The organism is Nocardia miyunensis NBRC 108239 (assembly GCF_001613065.1).
GTDB lineage: Bacteria > Actinomycetota > Actinomycetes > Mycobacteriales > Mycobacteriaceae > Nocardia > Nocardia miyunensis.
On record NZ_BDBQ01000089.1, the window covers coordinates 12,247 to 35,225 of the forward strand.

Consider the following 22,979-nt stretch of genomic DNA (forward strand, 5'->3'; position numbering starts at 1 on the left):
CAGCATTGCGCAACAACATATTTGGTCCAGCTGATCGAAGCGCGACGGGGGTGGTGGTCGATGCGCGGCAAGTCCGCGGGGGTCGCGAGGGACCGGTGGACATCGGTGATTTCGGCGAATCGCCCGGAATGCGTTCGCGGCGAATGTGTCGGCATGATCAACTATCCTTTGGCGACTTGGGGATCCGGTGACACACGCAGGCGGCTACCGGCCGGTGCCCGGCAGACGATGGGAATCCCGTGAATTTGTGGAACTATGTTCGAGGGCGGGGCGAGTTTCTGGCATTCCTGACGTATCAGCATGCCTCCCTGGCCTTTCAGGCCGTCCTGGTCGGAACCGTGGTCGCGGTGCTGATCGCGGTGGCGGTATATCGGCTGCCACTGCTGGCGGCGTTGTCGCTGACCTCGAGCCGGGTCGCCCTGACGATTCCGTCCCTGGCGCTGCTGGCGTTGCTGCTGGTGCCGTTCGGGCTGGGTGTGGTGCCCTCGTTCATCATGCTGGCGTTCTTCGCGGCGCTGCCGGTGGTCGGTAACGCGATCGTCGGGCTGCGATCGGTACCGGCCTCGGTGGTGGAATCCGCACGGGGAATCGGATTTTCGCGATGGCGGATTCTGCTGACCGTCGAGTTGCCGATCGCCTGGCCGGTGATCCTGACCGGTATCCGGGTCTCCACGCAGATGATCGTGGGCGTCGCCGCGATCGTGGCCTACGTGTTGGGTCCGGGGCTGGGATCGCTGATCTTCAACGGACTCTCGCGCCTCGGCGGCGCCAACGCCCTCGAAATGGCGCTGACCGGAACGATTCTCATCGTTCTGATCGCGTTGGTGTTCGACGCGCTGCTCGTTCTGCTCGGCCGACTCACGATCGCAAAAGGATTGTCATGACCGATGAGGTAACCGATCCGCCCGTCGCGGGTGCATCGGAGCGGACTGTGACCGGCGTGTCCATCACCTTGGACGGGGTGGTCAAACGCTACCGGGGGCAGGATGCGCCGGCGGTGGAGCGGCTGGATCTGGAGGTCGAGGCGGGCGATATCGTCGCGTTCGTCGGGCCGTCCGGATGCGGTAAGACGACGACGCTGAAGATGATCAACCGGCTGATCGAGCCAACCGAGGGGCGCATCCTCATCGGCGGCCGCGATGTGACCCGGGAGCATCCGGACAAGTTGCGGCAGTCCATCGGTTATGTCATCCAGTCCGGTGGTCTGTTCCCGCACTGGACGGTCGCGAAGAATGTGGGCGCGATTCCGCGGGTGCTCGGCTGGGATCGCAAGCGCATCGCCGAGCGCACCGAATATCTGCTCGATCTGGTGGGGCTGGATCCGGCGACGTTCTCCGACCGCCTGCCCAAGGACATGTCCGGCGGGCAGCAGCAGCGGGTGGGCGTCGCGCGGGCCCTGGCGGCGGATCCGCCGGTGCTGCTGATGGACGAACCGTTCGGCGCGGTCGATCCGATCACGCGAGTTCGGTTGCAGGACAGCCTGATCGCGATTCAGCACGAGCTGGGCAAGACCATCGTGATCGTGACGCACGATTTCGAGGAGGCCACCAAACTCGGCGACAAGGTGCTCATCCTGTCCGAGGGCGGGCATATCGAGCAGTACGCGCGGCCGGAGGAGATTCTGACCAGTCCGGCGACGCCGTTCGTGCAGGAGTTCGTTGGATCCGGTGCGAAGCTGGCCTATCTGACCGTGCAGCGGGTGCGCGATGTCGAGTGCGATGAGGTGGTCACCGCGCGGATCGGCGAGCCCTCGCAGGCGGTGATCGATCGTGCGAAGGCGGCCGGGCACAGCTGGGTGGTCGTGGTCGACGAGGCCGGTCGGCCGCGCTCGTGGCCCACGCTCGAGGAGGTCGCGAGCAAGCCGGAGGTTTCGGACTATCTGGATCGGCGGCTGCCGGTGATCGCGCGCTCCTCGACCCTCAACGACGCGCTCGATGCCATGCTCGCGGCCAGTCAGGGTGCGGCGCTGGTGACCGACGGGCGCGGTGCGGTGGTCGGCTCGCTGAGCATCGGGTCGGTGACCGAGACGATTCAGGCCAAACTCGCCGATGTGCGCGCCGAGGAGTCGGAGTCGACGTACGAGACGTACGTCGACGGCACCGATCCCGCGCCGACGCCGGTGGTCGCCGCCGAGGACGAGCCCGGGACGGCGGCGGAGGGGTCATGAGCCGGTTGCGCCGCGTCCCGCTCGACGTGTGGTTCGAGCCGGTCGTGATTCTCGTCATCGGCATCGGATATTTCCTCTGGTATCGATCCGCGACCTTGACCGCGACCGAACAGGCATCTCTGGGCTGGGACAATCTGCGGACCACGATCCTGGCGCACATCGAGCTGACCGTGGTGGCGACGCTGATCGTGGTGGTCGTGGCGATTCCCCTGGGTGTCGCGTTGACCCGGCCCGCGGCGAAGCGATTCGAGCCGATCGCGGTGAATATCGCCAATATCGGTCAGGCCGCGCCCGCGGTCGGGCTGCTGGTGCTGTTCACGTTCTGGCTGGGTACCGGATTCCGCACGGCGATCGTCGGTCTGGTCGTGTACGCGATCCTGCCGATTCTGCAGAATACGATCGTCGGGTTGCGGCAGGTGGATCAGCGCACGATCGAAGCCTCGCGCGGGATCGGATTCTCCGCTGCGCGAACGCTTTTCCAGGTGGAGTTGCCGCTGGCGGTGCCGGTGATACTGAACGGCGTGCGCACCGCGCTGGTGATCCTGGTCGGCACCGCGACGTTGAGTACGTTCATCGGTGCGACGAGTCTGGGCACGCTGATCACCACGGGTGTGACGCTGTTCCTGCCGAAGTTGCTCGTCTCGGGCGCGATTCTGGTGGGGCTGTTGGCGTTGATCATCGATTGGCTGGGCAGATTGGTCGAGCTGGCCGCGACTCCGCGGGGTGTGTCATGAGGACGCGGTTGGTGACGCTGGTGTCCGCGCTGGTGGTGACGTTGTCGGTGGTGACCGGATGCGGTCTGGTCAGCTCCTCGGGGACCTTCCATCACACGACGTTGCCGGGCGGGGATCAGCCGCTGGCGGGTGCGGAGATCACGGTGACGTCCAAGAGCTTCACCGAGGGCGTGCTGCTGGGCAAGATCACCGCGACGTATCTGGCCGCGGCCGGTGCGCACGTGACGGATCTGACGGGCGCGCCGGGGTCCGCGTCCTCGCGTCAGGCGCAGCTCAACGGTGACGCCGATGTGTTGTGGGAGTACACCGGCACCGGATGGGTGAACTACCACAACGAGACCGAGACGATCTCCGATCCGCAGGTGTTGTGGCAGCGGGTGCGTGATATCGAGAAGCGGGACCACAACTTGGAGTGGTTGCCGCCCGCCAACTTCAACGACACCTACGCCTTCGGGGTTTCCGCGCCGACCGCGGAACGGCTGAAGGTGAAGTCGCTGTCCGATGTGGCCGCACTCCCGGTCGCGGACCGCACGTTCTGTGTGGACGACGAATTCTTCAGCCGCTCGGACGGTTTCATCCCGATGCTGCAGAAGTACGGGATCCCCTACAACACGCCCGACGGCGTCCCGTCCGGCAATGTGACCCGCATGGACGCCGGGGTCGTCTACACCGCGACGGCCAAGAGCTCGCCCTGCAATTTCGGCATGATCTACACCACCGACGGCCGGGTCAAGAATCTGAAACTCGTTGTCCTGGACGATGACAAGAAGTTCTTCCTGCCCTACAGCGGCACCGCGGTCGTGCGCGGGGCGGTCCTGGATCGCTACCCGCAACTGCGCACCCTGTTGGGCACGATCTCCGAACGCCTGACCAACGATCTGATGCAGGACCTCAACGGCCGCGTCGACATCGAGGGCCAGGACCCCTCCGACGTCGCCTACAACTGGCTGAAGAGTGAGAAACTCGTCGAATAGACAGTGGCAGAACAAGATGCGGTGGTTCCCGATAGTGCCGCACGGGCCCAGTTCGCGAGGATGTCGTTCTGCAACTGCCGGAACGAGGTTCCTTCACGGCGCAGATGTGCCGGGATGACCGAATCGCTGAGCGCCCCAACAGTTCGCCGCGCACCCTGGATCAGAGTGCGTGCGGCTGTAGCTATTTCGCTCGGGCGGGTTTGGTGGTGCGGCGCGAGGCGGGCCGCTTCGCCGGCGCCTTGGCAGTCGTCTTCCGGGCGGACTTCGCGGCGGCCACCTTCCCGCCGGCGCCCGCGGAACCGGAGCCGATGAGGTGGTCGGCGTGGTCGAGGATGCAATCGAGCCCGTATTCGAAGTTGTGGTCGTCGGGTGCGCCGCTGTGCAAGCCGTTCGCGGCGGCTTCGGCCAGCAGCGGGGTGGTGGCGGGGGAGATGGCCAGGGTGTCGTAGTAGGCGCTCGATTCGGCTCCGGATTCGGCGTTCTTGTCCGAGAGACGCTGCAGGACAACGCATCCGCGCACGTGTAGTTGGATCGCCGAGTAGATGTCCACGGCATCCTCGACGGCGAATCCGGCCTCGACCAGGGTGGCGATCACCTGCTCGGTCTGCCGTGCGCCCAGCTGCGCGGCCTGCGGGCTCAACTGGGACCTGATCAGGATCAGATCGCACAGAATGGGATTGGCCAGGAAGGTCGCGCGCATGGTGCGGGCGTGTTCGGCCAGGGAACCACGCCAGTCCTCGACGTCCACGAAGGGGGTGACGAAGCTGGTATACCGGCGCAGCGCGCGGTCGGTCATGGCGTTGAGCAGGTCGTCCTTCTTGCGGAAGTACCAGTAGATGCTGGTCACACCGACGTCGAGGTGTTTGCCCAGCATCGGCATACTCATATTGTCCAGGGACACCTGCTCGGCAAGCTCGAACGCGGCGTCGAGGATGTCCTCGGGGTTGAGGGATCCGCGCTCGCGCCGCGGGCGTTTGTCCGCGGTTGCCTGCTTGGCCATCTGGGCGACCACCTCCGTGATCCTCGTTCGGATTGTGCACCGATCGTACTTGTCACCGTAGAACATACCGGGAGGAATTCGGCCTGTGTGCGGCCACGTTCGTCGCCGATGGCTGCAATACTTTTCGGCCTCGGAGGTGCGCGCGATCGCCGGGAACAGTTCGGTTACGGCCGTCGAACCGTCGCTCGAACGGTGAAGTGCCCGGCGGTCGCGGTGTTCAGGCGACCATGTCGTCGGGTTCGAGGGGGGCGAAGAACGCGCTGATCCCGGTCGGGCTGAGCGCATCGCCGAGAGCGACGAAATCGAAGGCGGCCCCGCCGGGGGCGCGACCGGCCCGCATGAGCGCCTCGTGGACGCCGTCGGCGACCAGTGCTCGATGCAGGCGGAGCAGATCGGGATCCGCTGTCTGCTCCCGCGTCTGTGCGCGCGTGATCATCAGGTGCAGGCACAGGTGCTGTGCGGGGGTATCCGGATTCGGATCCTCGCCCTCGCGGAGCTTGCGCAGCAGGATGGTGAACGTCTGCTCGATGTAGTACAGGAACACCGGCCGCGGGCTGTGCAGAATTCTGGCGCGCACATCGTGGGCCAGTGCCTCACCGGCTTCGATCAGGGCTTGTGCTGATCGGGGGGTGAGACCGGGGATTTCGCAGTCACTCATGAACTCTCCTTGCGCGACGACGCCGTTGCCGGCGCGGCCCCGAGTGGACGGTGACCGCCCTCACCTCCGTTGGTTGGTTAACTGTAACGACTTCAGTTTTATGTGGCAAGAGATCTACGCGAACCGGGCTGGTCGGGTGGGCGAATCCGGGTATGCGACAGGGTTTTACATATGTCGCCATTGATAGTGCCGTTGTTTGACGGTACATTGAACGCGTCACGCCCCTCCGGGTGCTCGATCGGAGCCTGTGCGGGTACCGGCCCCGGCGGGGCGTGACATTTCGTTCATGACTGCTCTAGTCCGAAGGTCGTCTGCTCGTGGCCGTACTCACCCTTGGGTTCGTATTCCTTTTCATCCTGATCGCCGGCGGACTGCGTTCGGTCGAGGTCGGCTGCCAGAACACGCAGAAGATGTATGTGCGCGATGTCTGGTTGTGCGCGGTCGTCTCCTATGCCGTTGCGCTGACCGGGTTCTCGATCTTCCTGCTGATCTCGGTGCTGGTGTCGAAATCGCCCTGGCCGAGCCTTGCCGACCTGCGACATCTGCCGTGGTGGGCGCCGTTCGGCGGCCTCGTCGGCGGGGTGGCGGTGATCGGCATGATCACCGTGGCGCGGTATGTCGGCGTCGCGACCTTCAACGCGGTGGTGATCGTGAGCGAGATGCTCGTCGCGCTGGTCATGGACGATCTGGGGCTCATGGGGTTCACGGTCCGCCACGCGACCCCGCCGCGTCTGGTTGCCGCCGGGCTGATCTGCGCGGCGGTCTATCTCATGGCCAAGGACTCCGCGCCGGCGGACTCGGCCACGACTCCCGCGATCGAAAGGGTTTCCCGATGACCACCACCGTCCCGGTCGCCGCCCGGCCCGCGCTGCCACGCTCGATGATGGCGCTGGTCTTCGTGTTCATGCTGATCGGCGGCGCACTGCGCTCGGTCGAGGCGGGCTGTCAGAACTCGATGAAACTGGCCCTGAAGAACGTGTGGCTGTGCGGGGTGATCTCGTACGCGGTCGCGCTCACCGGCGTCGGCCTGATACTCGTTGTGTCACTGCTGTTCTCCTCGCGTGCGTCGCGGCGCTGGCCGACGCGAGCGGATCTGGCCGCCATGCCCAAGTGGGCGCCGTTCGGCGGACTCACCGGCGGCGCGGCGATCTTCGCGATGATCACCGTCGCCTCCAGCGTGGGGGTCAGCACGTTCAACGCCGTGATCATCGCCGGGCAGATGTTCCTGGCCACGGCGATGGACCACTTCGGCGTAATGGGCTTCCCGCGTCGGCGGATCAATCCGCAGCGGGTTGCCGCGTGCGCGATGATCATCGCCGGGTCGTATCTCATGGCCAAGTACTGAACCCGGCTCACGCTCGCACAGTGTCCGGAACCGCGCATCCGCAGCTTTCGCCGATGGCGAGATGAATCTCGATCGGCGGGAGCGGGACGTCGGCGGCCCGCGCGGGGGTGTCCAGGACACGGGACAGGGCCGCGCGGGCGATGACGGCGATGGGTTGCTGGACGCTGGTGAGAGTGAGTTGGGTATAGGTGTTCGCGGGGTCGGCGTCGTAGCCGGCCAGCGAAATGTCCTGCGGGATACGCAGTCCCGCGTCGCTCACCGCGCGCACGGTGGCCGCGGCTTGACCGTAGGTGCCCACGACCAGGGCGTCGGGCGGCGGTCCGGCAGCGAGATGGCGGCTCACCGCGCGGTAGACGCCCGAGGGGGTCAGATCGGTGCGGATGTGGCGTGCGGCGCTCTCGCCGACGACCGAGAGGTATCCGGCGTACCGCTGCGCGACGGTCTCGCGGTCGCCGTGTGCCACGTCCTCGGCGGTGAAACCGCCGACGAATGCGATGTTCTCGCGATGATGCACGTCCACCAGATGCGCGGTGGCCAGCCTGCCGGCATCGACGTGATCGGCCCCGACCACGCGTGACTCGACATTGTCGCGGTTGTTGTGCACCCACACGATCGGGATACGCGCCTGACGGCACAGCTCGGCGGTAGCGCTGCCGTTCGCGCCGCCGACCACGACGAGTCCGTCGATACCGGAATCGGCGAAGGCCCCGGCGAATTCGATCTCTCGTTCCGGGTCGTAACCGGTGTTGCCGATGAGGGTGAGGTGGTCGCGTTCGCGGGCCTGCACCTCGATCTGGCCGACCAGGGTGCCGAACAGCGGCAGCCGCACGTCGGGCACCAGCAGCCCCAGATGCCGCCAGCGGCGAACACGGCGCAGGGCCCGCGCGGCGTGGTCGGGACGGTAGTCGAGCTCGTCCAGGGCGCGAAGCACCTTGGCGCGCAATCGGTCCGACACCGGGCGCGGCCCGTCATTGAGTACATAGCTGACCACGGCCGTGGAGGTGCCCGCCCGCTGGGCCACATCGGCGAGGGTCGCGCGCTTGACAGTCACATCCGCTCCAATGTCCTCGCCCGCATCACATCGGGCCATGCTTGAAATCGTTCTGATTCTTACAGTCTCGACGGGCACAACGTGCGGCGCAAATCGATTAGATTCGTAACATACGCGATCCGGATGCTTAACACCCGACTGATGGAGTGAACTGCATGGCCTTCGTACGACTCACCGGCGTCACCTACCACGACCCGGACTCGGCTCATGACAGTTACATCCTGTTCACCGGTGCGGATTCGGTCACCCGCCTGATCGATACCAACGGCGCGGTCCGGCACGAGTGGCCCTTCGGGGGCGTGCCGCCGCGCATCATCGATCCGGCGCTGGCGGGCGGGCGTCTGGGTGATGTCGGCCTGCGGCTGTCGTTCAGCGGCGATCCGCGCGGCGGCATCTACGCGAATGGCACTGTGGGACAACTGACCTGGTCCGGAGAACGCGTCTGGGAATGGGGCACGCAGGCTCCCGGCGGCGCGGCGCGGCAGAACCACGACTGGGAACTGCTGCCCAACGGGAACCGGCTGCTGCTGGTGACCATCCCGCGCGTGGTGCCCGAACTCGGGCCGCAGCCGGTCGGCGACCAAGGCCTGTACGAGATCGATCCGGACGGCGCGATCGTCTGGGAGTGGCGCGCAGGCGACCATCTGACCGAACTGGGGTTCTCAGAGGCGGGATGGAATGCGTTGCGCGAGACCGTTGCTCGCGACCCCCACGACCCCTGGGGTTATCTGGAGATCAACAGCGCCAAGGCGCTCGGGCCCAACCGCTGGCATCGCGCGGATCCGGACGGTGTGTTCCATCCGGAGAACATCCTGATCAGCTCGCGCAAGGCGAACATCATCGCGCTGATCGACAAGGCGACCAAATCCATTGTGTGGCAGGTGGGTCCGTACTTCGACGCGGCGCCGGGGGCGCAGCATCAGCGGATCAACGCGCACAAGGTGCCACGTGCGCTCGATCAGATCTCCGGACAGCACAATCCGCATCTCATCGCCGACGGGCTGCCCGGCGCGGGCAACATCCTCGTCTTCGACAATCAGGGCGGAGCCGGGTATCCGCCTGCGCCACTGGGCATCTACGCCGGGTCGCGGGTGCTGGAGATCGATCCGGTGACCGAGCAGATCGTCTGGCAGTACACCGCCGAGGACTCCGGGCTGCCCTCGTGGACGTTCTTCAGCTCCTTCGTCGGCAACGCGCAGCGCCTGCCCAACGGCAACACCCTCGTCACCGAGGGTATGCAGGGCCGGATCTTCCAGGTCACCTCCGAGGGGCGCGTGGTGTGGGAGTACGTCTCGCCCTATGAGGGACTCGGCGTCGGCGGCGAACCCGAGGTCGCCGAACCGCGAGTACCGGGCATCGACCGCCTCACCGCGACGCCGATGATCTACCGCGCCCAGGCCGTGCCCTTCGAGTGGGTGCCGCTCGGCGCGCCCGAGACCGCGCGCGCCGTGGTCGACCTGCGCACCACCGTGCGTTCCGGCACGTAGCACGAAGAGAGTTCAGACCAGATGACATCGAGCCTGCAGACGACATCCGGGCGTGCGGACCCGGCGACGCCGAATCCGGCGCGCGACCGTGCGCGCCCGTGGCGGAAATTACCGGGAATGCTCAGCGGCCGGTGGCGCGTGGCCGGGGGAACGATCGCCGGGATCGTCCTGGCGGCGCTGCTGTGGTCCGTGGTGGCAGCCACCGGAGTCTTTCCGCGCCAACTGTTTCCGACCGTGGCGCAGATCCTGCGCGCGGGTCACGGACTGTGGCGTGACGGGCTGCTCGCGCCCGATCTGGGGGCGAGCCTGCGCCGGGCGGTGCTGGGGCTGGTGGTCGGCGGCATCGTCGGAATCGGGGCCGCGATCCTCACCGCGAACACCGGTGCGGGTCGTCGGCTGCTGCAACCGGTGCTGCGGCTGCTGTCGCCGGTGCCCACGATCGGGCTCGTCCCGCTGGCGATCCTGTGGTTCGGGCTCGGTGAGAACAGCAAGATCCTCGTCATCGCGCTCGGCGTGTTCGTGCCCGTATGGATGAACAGCCATTCCGGATTCGCCGGCACCCCGCCGGACTATCTGCAGGCCGCGCGCTGCCTGGGCGCGGGACGCTGGCAGACGCTCACCCGGATCGTGATCCCCGAGGCGGTGCCCGACGTGGTCGCGGGGGTGAGAGTCGGGGCGGCAATGTCTTTCGTGCTGATCGTCGTCGCCGAGATGACCGGTACCACCGCCGGAATCGGCTACCGGATCTATCAGGCGCAGCTGTATTCGCAGGCCGATCGACTGATCTTCTGCCTGATCGTGCTCGGAATACTCGGCGCGGTATGCGATCTGGTGATCGTGGCGATGACCGCACCCGTGCTGCGCTGGGCCAAGGAGGTGCGCTGAAATGGCCATCGCGACAAGGGATCTGGTGGTTCACTTCCCGGGTAATCCGCATCCCACCCTGCGGGGCATCGATCTGGCCGTGCCCGACGGTGCGTTCGCCGTTCTGGTCGGCGCATCCGGGAGCGGGAAATCGACGCTGCTGCACTGCCTCGCCGGACTCATCGCACCCACCTCGGGGACGGTCACCGACGACGGGGAACCCGTGCGGGATCCCGATCCGCGCCGGGGCGTCGCCTTCCAGCGCGACGTGTTGTTCCCGTGGATGAGCGTCGCGGGCAATATCGAATTCGCTCTGCGCGCAAGGGGATTCGCCGCCGGGCAGCGGTGCGGACGCATCGAGGAGCTGCTCGACCTGGTGGGGCTGCCCGGTGAGATCGCCGGGAGACGGCCCAATCAACTCTCCGGCGGCATGCGCCAGCGGGTGGGCCTGGCCCGGATGCTCGCCGGTGAGCCCGACATCATGCTGATGGACGAGCCGTTCGCCGCGCTGGACGCCCTGACCCGGCTCAATATGCAGGACCTGCTCCTCGATCTGTGGACCAGGCTGCGGCGCACGGTCGTCTTCGTCACCCATGATGTGGACGAGGCGATCCGGTTGTCCGACACGATCAGCGTGCTGCACGGCGGGCGCATCACGAACCGCATCACCAATCCGCTCGATCGCCCCCGGCCCGCGGACACCCTCGCCGACCAACCCGGATACAGCGAACTGCGCCGCACGCTGCATCACGAACTCGGGATCGAGCGCGATCCCGAGAAGATCTCTCCCGCAACGAAAGCAAGAACATGACATCGCGTACCCTCCGGCCGATCACCGTGGTCGCCGCACTCCTGGCCCTGCTCGGATCCCTGGTCGCCTGCACCGGCTCCGGTGATTCCGACCCGAAGACGCTCACGGTCGGGTTCGTGGTGGACCCTTCGTGGGCGCAGATACCCGTGGCCGAGCAGAGCGGATATTTCACCAAGCGCGGAGTGAAGGTGAAGGTCGTCGACTTCGCCACCGGTGTGGAGGCGCTGCAGGCGCTGGCCGCGCATCAGGTCGACATCGCCACGGCCGCCGATGTGCCCGCGGCCGCGGCGCTGACCCGTACACCGTCGCTGCGGATCGTCGGGGACGGCTCGCGGTGGCAGGGTTCGCGGATCGTCGCCCGGCGCAGCGCCGGAATCAGCTCCCTGGACGATCTGTCCGGGAAATCGATCGGCACCCCGTTGGGCACCAGCGCGGCCTACTTCGCCTCGAACGCGTTGTCGCACGGGAATATCGGGGCGAAACTCGTTCAGGTCGCGCCACCGGCGGCCGTCACCGCCTCGACGCAGCGCAACGTCGACGCGATCGCCATCTTCCAGCCCTATCAGGCTCAGGTCGAGCAGGCTCTCGGCGGTGACGCGGTCGAACTCGCCGGCGGAACCTACGACCAGCACAGCCTCTACCTGGCCACCGATACGGCTGTATCCGGCAAGTCCGCCGCGCTGTCGGCGTTCTTCGCCGCCCTGAACGACGCGAGCGCCCAGCTCACCGCCCGCGCCGCCCCGGCGATCTCGGCCGTCGCCGCCGCCACCCAACTACCCGCCGATCTGGTCGGCCGGATTCTCCCGGAATTCGACTACACCATCCAATTCCCCGCCAACCTCCCCACAACCCTTACCGCCCAAGGGAACTGGGCCAAGTCGCAAGGAGCGGTCGACCGCTCGGTAACTCTTCCCGACTACGCGACCTTCCTCGACCGCGACTTCCTGCCGCGAGCCGGATAGCAACGGCGACAACGTGTCCGGGGCGAACCCGCCGCTCGTTCGGCAGGTTCGCCCGCCTGTCCCAGCGACTGTATGCCGGGGCGATGCGCCGCATCCGCCGGGTGGGCAGCAGCCGCAGCTCGGTCTCGTGCCCCGCGCGCGGATTCAGCAGGCAGGACGCACAGAAAACCCCCGACCAAGCGGCCGGGGTTTCGTGGTATCGGGGCTCAGTTCGTCTTGTCCGGGTAGGGCGTGGTGCTGAGCCGCCTGCTCACCGATGGCCCCGCGACGGTAGCCGCACTGGCACGCGCGGAGAACATCCGCCGCAGTCGATGCGAATCACGCTGGCCGGACTCGAAGAGCGCGGCATGGTCACACGCAGTCCGCATCCCACCGATCAACGGCAGGTACTGCTGTCGATCACTCCCGCTGCCGGACAACAGCTCACCGCGGCCCGCAGCGCCAAGGAGGACTGGCTGGCCCAGGCGATGGCCGCCAAGCTCACCCGCGCGGACCAGGACACGCTGCTCACCGCGATCCCGCTGCTCCAGCGGCTGCTCGAACCCTGATACCGAACCCGATATCGCCCGCACGGGAGTATCACACCGAGAGGACACCCATGCCCGCCACCGGCCTCGATCCGCGCACCGCGTTGGTCGTCATCGACCTGCAGCGCGGTATCACCGCAGGACAGGCCCTTCCGCACTCCAGTGCCGAAATAATCTCCCGCAGCGCCGAGCTCGCCAGGCCTTCCGCAAGGCCGAACTCCCGGTGGTGCTGGTGCGCGTGTCCGCACTCCTCGGATTCGGGGCGCAAAAACCCCGAATGCCATATTTGGCGAACATTCCGCATGACACCGGTCCGATGCCGGCGATTCATTCGAGAACGCCGGCATCGGACCGGCTGCCGCTCCCAGGACGCGCTCGCTCGCTCATCGGCTAGCTGTTGCTGGCCAGAAGGTTGTTGATGCGAGGCTGTGTCGGGGTGGGGACTGGCGGCCGAGGTTGCTGCTCAGCCAGACATGAACGTCTCAGTGCGAGAGGCGAGTCGCCGAGATCTCGGCTCGGTGTTCCACGACCCAGTCGGCGAGGGCGGACAGCGGGACGAGCAGGGTCTCGCCGAGCGGGGTGAGGCTGTACTCGACGCTCGGAGGGACGGTCGGGAACACCTCGCGGTGAACCAGTCCATCGGCTTCCAGGCCTCGCAGCGTGCGGGTCAGCATCCGTTGACTGATGGTCTCGATGCCGCGTTGGAGCTCGTTGAACCGGTAGGGGCGCTTGCCGAGCAGGACGATCACCAGGACCGACCACTTGTCACCGACGCGGCGCAACACGTCGGTCACCGGGCATTGCTCGTACTCCTCGGCCGGCACCGGGTGCGGCAAGGGCGTGCTCACCATCGAGGGAACAGGCGTGTGCGTAGCGGACACGAAACTGCCTCCTTCCGCCCGCAGCGGTGGTTACCAATGATGGACGTGCGTACTCATGGTAACTACCCCAAAGGACTCCGCTGTGCCCGAATCGATACCCCACCCGACATCTCATCCTGCCCGGCCGCGGGTCATCGTCGTCAGCGGCGGGACGGACGGCATGGGCCGCGCCCTTGCGCTCGCGCGGCTCGAACGCGGCGACACGGTGATCGTCCTGGGCAGCAGCCCTGCCAAGGGGCAACGGCTACTCGCGGATGCCGGCAAGATCGGCGCCACCGACCGGATCGACCTCATCCAGGTCGACCTGTCCAGCGTGGCCCGGGCCCGGGCAGCGATCCGAGACATCGCCGCCCGTCACGAGAGGATCGACGCGCTCACACTGTTCGCGAACCGGCAGGCGCCGAAACGAACCGTCACGGGGGAAGGGCTGGAGCAGACCTTCACCCTGTACTACCTCAGCCGCTACCTCCTTAGCCACGGGCTATCCCCGCAACTGGGACGCAGCCAATCAGGGGTGATCGTCAACGTCGCCGGCGTCGGAATGACCAAGGGCCAGATCCATTGGGACGACCTGCAACTCGAACACGGCTACGGCATGGTGACCGCGCAACTCCAGGCCGGCCGCGCCAATGATCTGCTCGGCGTCGCCTTCGCCGCCCAGCCCCACAACCCGATTCGCTACGTCCTCTACCACCCCGGTTTCACCAAGAGCGGAGACCTCAGCCCGCTCCCGGCAGCGATGCGCGCCTCGATCCGCGCAGCGGCACGCCTGTCCGCGCGCCCTATCGCCGAATCCATCGCGTCGATCCACGAGTTCATCGACACCCCACCAGCCGCACCCCTGACCGCGATCGACCGCGACAAACCCGTCCCGCTCACCATCGAAACGCTGGATCCGGCCAACGCCGAACGCCTCTCGGAAGCCACTCGAACCCTCCTCGCGTTCATCGAGCGCGAACACGAGCCGGGATGACAGCCGGCCGCTTGATGCGTGCGCACCTACCACCGCCGACGCAGACAAGCCCGCCTCGGCCGGTTGACCCCGATCGAATTCGAAACCATCATGACCCCAGCAGCCCACACGCTGCCTAACAACTGTCACCCGATCCTGCAGCAGCCCCCACCGCCCGATCAGTGCTCGGGATATGTTGCAGTGCAACGAGTCCCGAGGGTTTTCAGTCGAGGCAGAACTCGTTGCCCTCCGGGTCGGCCATGACGATGTGGCCCGCGGACATCGGGGGAGCGGGGTCGTGGCGTCGCAGGCGGGTGGCGCCGAGTGCGACGAGGCGGTCGCATTCGGCTTCCAGGGCTGTCATGCGGTCGGGGCCGTGGCGGCCGGGGGCGGCGCGCAGGTCCAGGTGCAGGCGGTTCTTGGTGATCTTGTCCTCGGGGACCTGCTGGAAGAACACGCGGGGGCCGCGCCCGTCGGGGTCCTCGAGGGCGGATCTGGTGTTGCGCTGGTCCTCGGGAATGCCCAGACCGGCGAGGAATTCGTCCCAGGCGGCGAGCGGATCGGCACCGGCGGGGAGGGCGACTCCGGGCGGGCCGGGATGGATGTAGCCCAGGGCCTCGCGCCAGAACGTGGACAGTGCGCGGGGGTCGCGGGCGTCGACGGTGATCTGGATCTCGCGGCTCATCGGGTCGCGCCCTTCGTGTGCAGATACAGGTCGCGCAGCAGGCAGACCTCGGCCATGTGGTGGATCAGCTCGCGGTGGATGTGCAGCACCAGATCGGCCATCGGCGCGTCCGGGAAGGGCTCCTTCTCGCCGACCGGGACACGCAGGCCGTCCTCGCCGAGGCCGCGCAGTCCGGTCAGCCAGACATCGAGTTGCGTATCGAGCTGCTCGAGTGCGGTGGTCGCGTCGCCGGCGTACTCCCATGCGTGGTAATCGGTTGCGGGCGAACCGAAATGCGCCGCGTTGCGGATGGCCAGCACGCCGACGATGACGTGTCCCAGTCGCCACGCGATCGTGGTGAAGGGCACGGGATCCGGCTCCGGGAAGGCGAAATCGATGGTGAAATCTCCCGAGCCGCCCTGAATGGCGGCGGATGAGGCGCCGCGCGGATGAACATTCCACGCGTCGGGCACCGGCGACCAGAAGTACTCCGCATCGGTCAGCCCGGCCAGGCGCGGTCGCACTTGGTGGTGCCAGTGATACTCGCACTGCTCACGCAGCGCACGGTTCCAGTCGAGTTCGTCTGTGCTCATGCGCACACCATGACACGACCTGCGGACAGAATCGGTCCGCGAATTCTGGCAGTCTGGAGATATGGACACGGTCGACGGCGACGGGCGCGGTACCACCGAACGGGTGCTGATCCTGCTCGGCCTGCTGCAGCAACGCCAGATCTGGACCGGACCGGAATTGGCCGACCGGCTCGGGGTGACCTCCCGCACGGTGCGGCGCGATGTCGAACGACTGCGCGCGCTGGGCTATACGGTCCATTCCGAGAACGGTATCGGCGGCGGCTATCGCCTGGGCCCGGGGCCGGACGTGCCGCCGCTGCTGCTCGACGACGAGGAGGCCATCGCGACCGCGGTGTCGCTGCTGGTCGGTGCGCGCGGCGCGGTCACCGGCGATGGTGACGCCGGACTGCGGGCGCTGAGCAAGCTCGACCAGGTGCTGCCGGTACGGCTGCGGCACGAGGTGGCCGCGCTGGCCGGTGCGGTGGAATCCTTCGGCGGGGGCCGCGCGCCGGTCGATCCGCGAGTGCTGATGACGCTGGCCCGCGCGTGCCGTGACGAGGTGGAGGCCGGATTCGGTTACCCCTCCTCGACCGCGCCGGACCGGCGGCGGGTCGAACCCTATCGGCTGGTCGCCTCCGACCGCCGCTGGTATCTGCTCGCCTACGACCTGGACCGGGATGATTGGCGCAGCTTCCGAGTGGATCGGATGACCGAGGTCGCCGCGCGGACGTGGCGATTCCGGCCACGCGAGATGCCCGCCGCGGCGTCGTACGTGCAGGAGGGCGTCGCGGTGCGGGCGTATCCGCGCCGGGCGCACCTGCTGGTGCGCGCACCGGCCGACGCGGTGCGCGCGCAGGTTCCCGCCCAGGCCGCTGTCGTGCGCCCGCGGGCGGACGGGAACTGCGAAATCCTCAGCGGTGCAGACGATCTGGATCTGGTCCTGGTCCACGTCCTGCTGCTCGGGCACGAGTTCACCGTGCTCGACCCGCCCGAACTCGCGCAACGCTGCCGCATCCTCGCGGATCGGCTCGCCGCGGCCGGTGCGCGCACGGAAACCTGATCCGCACAGGTCATCCCGGGCCGGGACCGGCGCGCAACACCTGAAAACCGGCCTGCTCCACCATGATCGGAATACGCCGGGCGGCGCGCAGATGCTGAATCTGTGCGGCTTCGGGCAATTCGTCCCAGGGCAGCGGCAACGCATCGTCCAGGTCGTGCCGTTCGGACAGATTCGTGAAGCGCGCGGCGATGCGGTCCCGCATCCAGTGGCCGTATTCGAGTTCGGCCAGCCTGCGCACCTCGGCGTCGTCGAACTGCGCCGCCAGCTCGCGGTCGAAGGTGGGCACCATGAAACAGCCGATCGCGGCCAGGTTCTCCCCGATGCGCCGAGCCTGCAACCGGCTCGCCTCGCGTTTGCGATCGGGCAGATCCATCCACGGTCGCAGCACATCGGCCTCGGCCGGGATCCGGCCGGTGGTCATGGCCTCGTGCACCCGAGCCTGATGCGCCACGCGCTCGCTCGTATCGTGCATCGCCCGTGCCAGCTGCTCGGTGACCTGGCCGGTGACATATCCGGCGAGACTGTCGATGACCCGGTCCTGCGCGATGAACCGCTGCTTCATCCGGCGGCATTCGTGCAGGATCGCCTGGGCGTCGAGGAAGGTCTGCTCGGAACGCCGATCTCCGGTGCGGCCCAGCACATCCTGGCCGACCATGATCACGATCATGAATATCAGCTGAGCCAGAGAGGACAGAAATGTCATGAACAGGAACGGATAACGATCGAACCGCTGAATCCCGCTCTGTGCCAGCACGATCCACACGACCTGTGTTCCTGCCGCCAGATAGAACGCCCACACGCTGCCCAACCGGGTGGTCAGCCATGCCGCGATCCGGTCGTTGAGCGTGACCGCCTGATCGGCGGCCTGCGGCGGATCCTGCACCCGATGCTGTTCGATCCACGGATGCGGACTGGACTCGAGCAGGCTCAGACCGCGGCTCAACTCCCGATCCTGCCGGTCCAGATGCGCCTGCAGATCCGCGACCTGCCGGAACACCATCTCGGTGTTCTCGTAGGTCTGCACCGAGCGACGGTCCGCCGCGGCGCTCAGGACCCGCTGGCCCACCAGGATGACCAGGCACAACACCAGCTGCGCGACATTGTTCAGGAACAGCAGGAACTGGAACGGATACGGATCGGCCCGATGCAGCGGCGGCCACCAGGTCGCCAGCGCCGCATAGACGGTGAACGCCACCAGCACCAGATACAGCGTGGGCATCGAGCCCACCGACCGCGTCACCGCGGCCGCCACCGCGTCGTTCACGCCGATCCGCTCGTCGGCCATCAACACCGGAGATCGCTGCTGGTCGGACGGGTGGCTAGCGCTGTTCAACAGTTCAGTCTCCTCGGATGCGAAACCGGATCGGCTATGCCACAACGGTATATCGGCGCATCGGGAGGGGTCCGGACGGTGGGGGAGATCAGAAAGGCGCTGATCTCGATGTAGCGGTGGGCGCCCCCGACATCGGGAGCGCGGCGGCCGGAACGCCGCTCACGTCCCGATGACGGCGTTCATGATCGTTCCCGCGCTGGTCGCGACGAGGCCGCCGATCATGGCTCCCGCCACCATCTTCGGTGACTGCGAGCCGCCGCCGGTCCACTTCTCCCAGGCGAAATGGCCTCCGGCATAGACGATTGCGAGGATCCCGGACATGATGACGAACCAGGTGAAGTACCGCACGAGCTTCATCAGTTTGTCCGCCACGGGCGGAGTCTCGGGTGTGGGGTTGCCGACCTGCGCGAGAACGGCGTCGTGAAGGTGAAGGGCCACGAGAATCATGACGAGGCTCTTTTCGCAATCGTGAAGCTTGCCCGGTAACTGTCGTGAGAATCTTAGTGGCAGAGCGGGATTGATTGCCAACGGATCGAACGTCGTTGCCCTGCAACGCTGGTAGAGGCAGCGTTGGGGCATGAGGGGTGAGTGGTTCGGCAGGGAAAGGTCAGTGCCCGTCCACCGAGACGAGATCTATCATGCGCAGTGACTCCTCCCACAGCCGTTCCGCGGCCGCCGGATCGAGGGCGTAGGGGGCGACGCCGTTCATGAACTCCGCGGTGACCGGGGTCATGGCGGGCCGTCTCCTGAGCGGCACGGCCTCGGTGCAATCGGCGAAGTATCGCCCGCTGACGCCGCCCACCAGTGGTGAAACGGCCAGCAGGATCGAGGTCGCCGCGCCCTGCTCGACGGTCTTGCGCAGGTCGTCCGCGAGGGTGACGTCGGCGGGCCTGCCCAGATGCCGGGTCAGATTGGTCGGCACCGAACCGGGAGCGACGGCGTTGACCGCGACGCCATCCTGGGTCCAGCGTGCGGCCGCGGCGACGGCGAACAGGATATTGGCGGTCTTGGACTGCCCGTACGTGAGATACGGGTCGTACGGGCGGAAGTCGAATCCGCGCGCACGTACCGTGGTCTGATGGCCAGTGAGAACCGGACGGAAACTCCGCCGTGCAGGGGCGCCTGTTCGACGTGCTGGCCGCGAATCCGCTCGCGCAGGTGGGTCCGCTGGAACTGCGTCACGAGAAGGTGGCCGTTCCCGACGCCGACCGCCAGCTTCTGGTGATCTCTCACGCGGAGCCCGGCAGCCCCAACGCCGAACGTCTCGCCCTGCTGGCCTCCCTGGCCGTCCCCGTTCACGATGCCGAGGTGAACCCGGATACCGCCGATTCGCCCACGTCCGGTTAGGGCAGCACGACGATCTTGCCGATGGCCGCGTTGTTCTCCATGTATCGGTGGGCCTCGGCGATCTCGTCGAGGTTCACGACACGGTCGAGGGCGGGGCGGTAGACCCCGGCTTCCACCTGCTGGATGATCCGTTGCAGAACGTCTCTGCCCGCTCGGCCTCGAAGGTTGTCGCTGTGGAAGGCGGTCAGCCTGGTCCCGGACGGGATCATCGCGATCGGTTCGAAGTCGGGGAGTGTCCAGCCGCTCAGCGAGCCCGCCACGCACACCGTTCCGCCGCGGCGGGCCAGTCTCAGCGAGTCCACCGCGGTGGCGGCACCCACCAGATCCAGCACGTGATCGGGGCCCTCGGGCCACACCGCGCGCACATCGTCGGCGAGCGATGCACCGTCGTGGATGAGCGCGTGTGCGACGCCCGCCGCTACGAGTGCGTCGATCCTGTCCCGTCGCCGGGTCGTGGCGGCGATCTCGACGCCATGGGCGGCGGCGATCGATATCGCGGCCATGCCCACCGAGGAGGTTCCGCCGCGGATCAGCAACCGGCCCCCGGCGTCCGGCGCGAGCCCCGCCGCGTCGAGTGCGCCCTGTGCGGTGAGGTACGTCTCGGGCAGGGCGGCCAGTACGTCCCAGGGCAGTGTGGTGGTGACCGGCATCAGCAGCGCGTCGGGCAGCAGCGCGTATTGTGCGTAGCCGCCGTCGAATTCGCGTCCCATCTCACCCATCACCGCGGCGACGGTCGTCCCCTCGGGCAGTGCCGGATCGGCCGAGGCCGCCACGCTGCCCACGCATTCGATACCGAGTACGCGCGGGAACCTCACGCCGGGGGAATGGCCCTGGCGAGTTCTGAGTTCGGAGCGGTTCAGGCCCGCACCCCGCACCCGAACCAGACTCCAGCCCTCTCGGATGCTCGGAATCGGCAGGTCGTGGATCTCGAGCATGTCCGGGCCACCCGCCCCGACGCAGACCGCCGCCCGCATCGTGGTTCCGCTCGCCTGTCCCGGTGTGCTCACTGGAAGGTTGTCACTCATATGGCCACTGTCGCGCCGTGGCGAGGTGGCCGACCACCGATAGAATGCCGGGTTGTGCCCATTGCCCGCCAACCTGCCCGGCCGGGCGCTACATCGCGGCTGTGGCCGTCCGGCGGCGCGCATCTGTGGCCGACGGGGGCGATGAGTTCGGTACACGCCCATCGGCGCGGACATCTGGTGTACGCGGCGCGGGGCGTGCTGTCGGTGCGTACCGAGCGTGGCACATCGATCATTCCGGCCAACCGAATCGCTTGGACCCCAGCCGGATTCACGCACAGCCACCGGGCCCACGGGGATACCGACATGCGGATCGTATTCCTGCCGCCATCCCTGGCACGACTCATGCCCGAGCGTCCCGCCGTCTTCACCGCCTCGGGCCTGGCCCGCGGGGTGGTACTGGGTCTGACCGGTCGCCGCGAGTACGACCGCGCGGCGCGCGCACGCCTGGATCGGGTCCTGGTCGACGAACTGCGCGAGGCGCGCGAGCAACCGCTGCAACTGCCCGAACCGGTCGATGACAGACTGCGCGGCGTCGCTCGACTGCTGTACGAAATGCCTTCGGACAACACATCATTGGCCGAACTGGGCCGCACGGTGGGCGCCGGCGCTCGCACGCTGAGCCGCCTGTTCCGCGATGAGCTCGGCATGACCTTCTACGAGTGGCGCACGCAGGTGCGCATCCATCACGCGCTGGTCCTGCTCGCCGAGGGCCACGACGTCACCCACGTGGCCCACGCCTGCGGATGGGCCAACCCCAGCGGTTTCATCGCGGCCTTCACCGGAGTCGTCGGCACCACCCCCGGCCGCTACCGAGCAGGCGGGACCGACGAGTGACCACGCAGCGGCCCATGCGGCGGCGTCGGCGTCGAATCAGCCCAGGGCAGTGAGTATTTCGTCGGCGAGGGGCTGCGAGGAGGCCGGATTCTGTCCGGTGTACAGGTTGCGGTCCACCTCGATGTGCGGGGCCCACGGCGCGCCCTCGCGGAAGTCGGCGCCCAGAGCCACCAGCCGGTTCTGTAGCAGCCACTTGGCCCTGTCGGCGAATCCGGCCTGGCTCTCCTCGGCATTGGTGAATCCGGTGAGGCGATAACCGGCGAACGGGGATCCCGCCGCGGCCTCGGTGGCCAACAGCGCCGCGGGGGCATGGCACACCACGCCCAGGGGTTTGCCCGAGGCGAGCGTCTCGGTGAGCACCCGCGCGGAATCGGCGTTCACCGCGAGATCCTCCATCGGGCCGTGTCCGCCCGGGTAGTAGACCGCGTGGTACTCGGCCGGTCGCGCGGTGGCCAGATCGATCGGGTGTTTCAGCTCGGTCGCGGCGTCGAGAGTGGCCGCGACCTCTGCGGCGCCCTCGTCCCCGCCATTGACCTCCGGCGTCAGGCTGCCGCGATCGACGACCGGTTCGACCGCCCCCGGCGTGGCGACGGTGATCTCGTGTCCCGCCGCGGTGAACGCCCGATACGGCGCGACGAACTCCTCGGCCCAGTAGCCGGTGGGATGCTTGGTGCCGTCTGCGAGCGTCCAATGATCGGCGCCGGTCATGACGAACAGGATTTTCGACAACGGAACTCCTCTCGTAGATCCGAGATGACGACCGGCCGACACAGTGCGTCCGGGACGTCGGTGTGCGGACGACACCACGCTAGTGCCGCGTCGCGGTGACGAACCACTAGGCCCGGCTACGGTGCCCATCGCAGTGCCGATGGGGATGCGTGAATCGGTCCGGCGCGAGTGCCGGACGTGGACGAGACGCGACTGCCGAATATGTAAGGCGCGGATCGGGTTTGGTCGTTCGAGGTGGAGTCGGACAGCGATTGACCAGAAGGATAACGAACGTTATCTTCCTGCCGTGGTGGGCGCCGTTCGGCGGCCTCGTCGGCGGGGTGGCGGGCCCGGACCGCGATCTTGTCGCTGGGTGCGTTCGCGGTCGGAACTGACGGATACGTCATCGTCGGCCTGTGAGATTCGGCGCGAGAAGCGGCTTATCAGATCGATCACGTCGTAAACATGTTGTAGCACAACATGTTCGAGGAGTCCGAGCTGATCGCCGCGCCACGCCTGTCGGTCAGCAGTGTCGCGTCCTGACGCTTCGCCGTACCCACCGCCCTGTGGGAATTCGCGCGCGATGCCGTTACGGCGCGCGCCGCTGTGGAAATGCTTCGCTGTCCAATTGCTGCCGTGAGTGTCGATCTCGCCGGACAGGCGGGCGGCGGTTGGTTATCGTTGCGATGCTGTGCGGTTTTCGGTTTCCGAGGGCGAGGATGCAGGTATGGGCAGGCAGCGGGGCTCGCGGCGCGCGGTCGCGGATCTCGCGCCCGGCTGGCTGGTGGAGGTGGTGCGGCCCGCGCCTGCGACGCCGCCCTGGGGCCGGATGACGGTGTGCCTGATCGCGGTGGTGACGCCGCTGGCGGTAGCGGTTGCCGCGGGTCGGCTGATCGACGGAACGCTGCCCGCGATGGGTGCGCTCACCCGGCCGATCAGCGCGGTTCGTATCGGGCACGGTCGCTGCGGTTCGCGGTGGTGGCGGTGGCGTCGAAACTAATCGGATGCCCTCGCCCCGGCCCG

General features: G+C 67.4%; 27 protein-coding genes. 16 read left to right on the forward strand and 11 right to left on the reverse strand.

The window, feature by feature from the left end:
• Window positions 1–239: 239 nt before the first annotated feature.
• From NM2_RS35335 to NM2_RS35350, 4 genes are read left to right on the forward strand one after another with little or no spacing between them, the layout of a single operon-like run.
• Window positions 240–884, forward strand: coding sequence for an ABC transporter permease (locus NM2_RS35335; RefSeq protein ID WP_067678271.1), 645 nt, complete (start codon window positions 240–242; stop codon window positions 882–884).
• Window positions 881–2,167 (forward strand): ABC transporter ATP-binding protein, encoded by a 1,287-nt coding sequence (locus tag NM2_RS35340; RefSeq protein WP_067678273.1) that lies wholly within the window; start codon window positions 881–883, stop codon window positions 2,165–2,167. The genes NM2_RS35335 and NM2_RS35340 overlap by 4 nt, the downstream gene beginning before the upstream one ends.
• Entirely contained in the window at window positions 2,164–2,901 is a 738-nt protein-coding gene (locus NM2_RS35345) for an ABC transporter permease (protein ID WP_067678276.1), read from the forward strand. The genes NM2_RS35340 and NM2_RS35345 overlap by 4 nt, the downstream gene beginning before the upstream one ends.
• Entirely contained in the window at window positions 2,898–3,875 is a 978-nt protein-coding gene (locus tag NM2_RS35350) for a glycine betaine ABC transporter substrate-binding protein (RefSeq protein ID WP_067678279.1), read from the forward strand. Before NM2_RS35345 ends, NM2_RS35350 begins: the two co-directional genes overlap by 4 nt.
• Before the next feature lie 181 nt (window positions 3,876–4,056).
• Here NM2_RS35350 and NM2_RS35355 read toward each other — a convergent pair whose 3' ends face one another.
• Together NM2_RS35355 and NM2_RS35360 are read right to left on the reverse strand one after the other, a co-directional pair.
• Window positions 4,057–4,875, reverse strand: a complete 819-nt coding sequence (locus tag NM2_RS35355) for a TetR/AcrR family transcriptional regulator (protein ID WP_067678447.1) — start codon at window positions 4,873–4,875, stop codon at window positions 4,057–4,059.
• A gap of 217 nt (window positions 4,876–5,092) precedes the next feature.
• A complete protein-coding gene (locus NM2_RS35360; RefSeq protein WP_067678282.1) occupies window positions 5,093–5,533 on the reverse strand; it encodes a hypothetical protein in 441 nt (146 codons plus the stop codon).
• Window positions 5,534–5,850: 317 nt separating this feature from the next.
• Between NM2_RS35360 and NM2_RS35365 the strand changes: the two genes are divergently transcribed.
• Together NM2_RS35365 and NM2_RS35370 are read left to right on the forward strand one after the other, a co-directional pair.
• Window positions 5,851–6,369 carry a DMT family transporter gene (locus tag NM2_RS35365; RefSeq protein WP_067678285.1) on the forward strand — a complete coding sequence of 173 codons (519 nt, stop codon included), beginning with the start codon at window positions 5,851–5,853 and terminating at the stop codon, window positions 6,367–6,369.
• Window positions 6,366–6,878 (forward strand): DMT family transporter, encoded by a 513-nt coding sequence (locus NM2_RS35370; RefSeq protein ID WP_067678288.1) that lies wholly within the window; start codon window positions 6,366–6,368, stop codon window positions 6,876–6,878. The genes NM2_RS35365 and NM2_RS35370 overlap by 4 nt, the downstream gene beginning before the upstream one ends.
• A gap of 7 nt (window positions 6,879–6,885) precedes the next feature.
• On the opposite strand, the gene NM2_RS35375 is transcribed toward NM2_RS35370, so the two are convergent.
• The gene (locus NM2_RS35375; protein WP_245718360.1) at window positions 6,886–7,929 is read right to left on the reverse strand and encodes a LacI family DNA-binding transcriptional regulator; all 1,044 of its coding nucleotides are present in this window, start codon (window positions 7,927–7,929) and stop codon (window positions 6,886–6,888) included.
• 155 nt (window positions 7,930–8,084) lie between these two features.
• Here NM2_RS35375 and NM2_RS35380 point away from each other — a divergent pair, with 155 nt between their 5' ends.
• The 5 genes from NM2_RS35380 to NM2_RS49620 all read left to right on the forward strand — a co-directional run bounded on the left by NM2_RS35380 (window position 8,085) and on the right by NM2_RS49620 (window position 12,601).
• The gene (locus NM2_RS35380; protein WP_067678291.1) at window positions 8,085–9,416 is read left to right on the forward strand and encodes an arylsulfotransferase family protein; all 1,332 of its coding nucleotides are present in this window, start codon (window positions 8,085–8,087) and stop codon (window positions 9,414–9,416) included.
• A gap of 21 nt (window positions 9,417–9,437) precedes the next feature.
• On the forward strand, window positions 9,438–10,301 hold the full coding sequence (locus tag NM2_RS35385; RefSeq protein WP_067678294.1) for an ABC transporter permease: 864 nt from the start codon (window positions 9,438–9,440) through the stop codon (window positions 10,299–10,301).
• Between the two features lies 1 nt (window position 10,302).
• Entirely contained in the window at window positions 10,303–11,091 is a 789-nt protein-coding gene (locus NM2_RS35390; RefSeq protein ID WP_067678297.1) for an ABC transporter ATP-binding protein, read from the forward strand.
• Window positions 11,088–12,053 (forward strand): ABC transporter substrate-binding protein, encoded by a 966-nt coding sequence (locus NM2_RS35395; RefSeq protein WP_067678299.1) that lies wholly within the window; start codon window positions 11,088–11,090, stop codon window positions 12,051–12,053. Before NM2_RS35390 ends, NM2_RS35395 begins: the two co-directional genes overlap by 4 nt.
• Before the next feature lie 311 nt (window positions 12,054–12,364).
• A complete protein-coding gene (locus tag NM2_RS49620; protein ID WP_067678301.1) occupies window positions 12,365–12,601 on the forward strand; it encodes a winged helix DNA-binding protein in 237 nt (78 codons plus the stop codon).
• 461 nt (window positions 12,602–13,062) lie between these two features.
• On the opposite strand, the gene NM2_RS35405 is transcribed toward NM2_RS49620, so the two are convergent.
• Window positions 13,063–13,461 (reverse strand): winged helix-turn-helix transcriptional regulator, encoded by a 399-nt coding sequence (locus NM2_RS35405; RefSeq protein ID WP_067678304.1) that lies wholly within the window; start codon window positions 13,459–13,461, stop codon window positions 13,063–13,065.
• A gap of 82 nt (window positions 13,462–13,543) precedes the next feature.
• Between NM2_RS35405 and NM2_RS35410 the strand changes: the two genes are divergently transcribed.
• A complete protein-coding gene (locus NM2_RS35410; RefSeq protein WP_245718361.1) occupies window positions 13,544–14,434 on the forward strand; it encodes an SDR family NAD(P)-dependent oxidoreductase in 891 nt (296 codons plus the stop codon).
• Window positions 14,435–14,636: 202 nt separating this feature from the next.
• On the opposite strand, the gene NM2_RS35415 is transcribed toward NM2_RS35410, so the two are convergent.
• Both NM2_RS35415 and NM2_RS35420 read right to left on the reverse strand, forming a co-directional pair.
• The gene (locus NM2_RS35415) at window positions 14,637–15,098 is read right to left on the reverse strand and encodes a VOC family protein (RefSeq protein ID WP_067678310.1); all 462 of its coding nucleotides are present in this window, start codon (window positions 15,096–15,098) and stop codon (window positions 14,637–14,639) included.
• Entirely contained in the window at window positions 15,095–15,670 is a 576-nt protein-coding gene (locus NM2_RS35420) for a DinB family protein (protein WP_067678313.1), read from the reverse strand. The genes NM2_RS35415 and NM2_RS35420 overlap by 4 nt, the downstream gene beginning before the upstream one ends.
• A 61-nt stretch (window positions 15,671–15,731) precedes the next feature.
• Here NM2_RS35420 and NM2_RS35425 point away from each other — a divergent pair, with 61 nt between their 5' ends.
• Window positions 15,732–16,709: a helix-turn-helix transcriptional regulator gene (locus NM2_RS35425; protein WP_067678316.1), complete on the forward strand. Its 978-nt coding sequence runs from the start codon at window positions 15,732–15,734 to the stop codon at window positions 16,707–16,709.
• Between the two features lie 10 nt (window positions 16,710–16,719).
• On the opposite strand, the gene NM2_RS35430 is transcribed toward NM2_RS35425, so the two are convergent.
• The 3 genes from NM2_RS35430 to NM2_RS35440 all read right to left on the reverse strand — a co-directional run bounded on the left by NM2_RS35430 (window position 16,720) and on the right by NM2_RS35440 (window position 18,964).
• Window positions 16,720–18,042, reverse strand: a complete 1,323-nt coding sequence (locus NM2_RS35430) for a DUF1003 domain-containing protein (protein ID WP_157121527.1) — start codon at window positions 18,040–18,042, stop codon at window positions 16,720–16,722.
• Between the two features lie 159 nt (window positions 18,043–18,201).
• Entirely contained in the window at window positions 18,202–18,489 is a 288-nt protein-coding gene (locus tag NM2_RS35435; protein ID WP_067678323.1) for a hypothetical protein, read from the reverse strand.
• A gap of 160 nt (window positions 18,490–18,649) precedes the next feature.
• Complete coding sequence (locus tag NM2_RS35440; RefSeq protein ID WP_174575721.1) at window positions 18,650–18,964, reverse strand: SDR family NAD(P)-dependent oxidoreductase; 315 nt, start codon at window positions 18,962–18,964, stop codon at window positions 18,650–18,652.
• 188 nt (window positions 18,965–19,152) lie between these two features.
• Between NM2_RS35440 and NM2_RS35445 the strand changes: the two genes are divergently transcribed.
• Complete coding sequence (locus tag NM2_RS35445; RefSeq protein ID WP_067678329.1) at window positions 19,153–19,389, forward strand: MmyB family transcriptional regulator; 237 nt, start codon at window positions 19,153–19,155, stop codon at window positions 19,387–19,389.
• Here the strand turns inward: NM2_RS35445 and NM2_RS35450 are convergent.
• Entirely contained in the window at window positions 19,386–20,414 is a 1,029-nt protein-coding gene (locus NM2_RS35450; RefSeq protein WP_084531892.1) for a zinc-binding dehydrogenase, read from the reverse strand. The two genes, NM2_RS35445 and NM2_RS35450, sit on opposite strands and share 4 nt — an antisense overlap.
• A gap of 54 nt (window positions 20,415–20,468) precedes the next feature.
• Between NM2_RS35450 and NM2_RS35455 the strand changes: the two genes are divergently transcribed.
• Window positions 20,469–21,248, forward strand: coding sequence for an AraC family transcriptional regulator (locus NM2_RS35455; RefSeq protein ID WP_218026051.1), 780 nt, complete (start codon window positions 20,469–20,471; stop codon window positions 21,246–21,248).
• A 36-nt stretch (window positions 21,249–21,284) separates the two neighbouring features.
• On the opposite strand, the gene NM2_RS35460 is transcribed toward NM2_RS35455, so the two are convergent.
• The gene (locus tag NM2_RS35460) at window positions 21,285–21,977 is read right to left on the reverse strand and encodes a type 1 glutamine amidotransferase domain-containing protein (protein WP_067678337.1); all 693 of its coding nucleotides are present in this window, start codon (window positions 21,975–21,977) and stop codon (window positions 21,285–21,287) included.
• A 706-nt stretch (window positions 21,978–22,683) separates the two neighbouring features.
• Here NM2_RS35460 and NM2_RS52070 point away from each other — a divergent pair.
• Window positions 22,684–22,956: a hypothetical protein gene (locus NM2_RS52070; RefSeq protein WP_067678340.1), complete on the forward strand. Its 273-nt coding sequence runs from the start codon at window positions 22,684–22,686 to the stop codon at window positions 22,954–22,956.
• The last annotated feature ends 23 nt before the right edge of the window (window positions 22,957–22,979 follow it).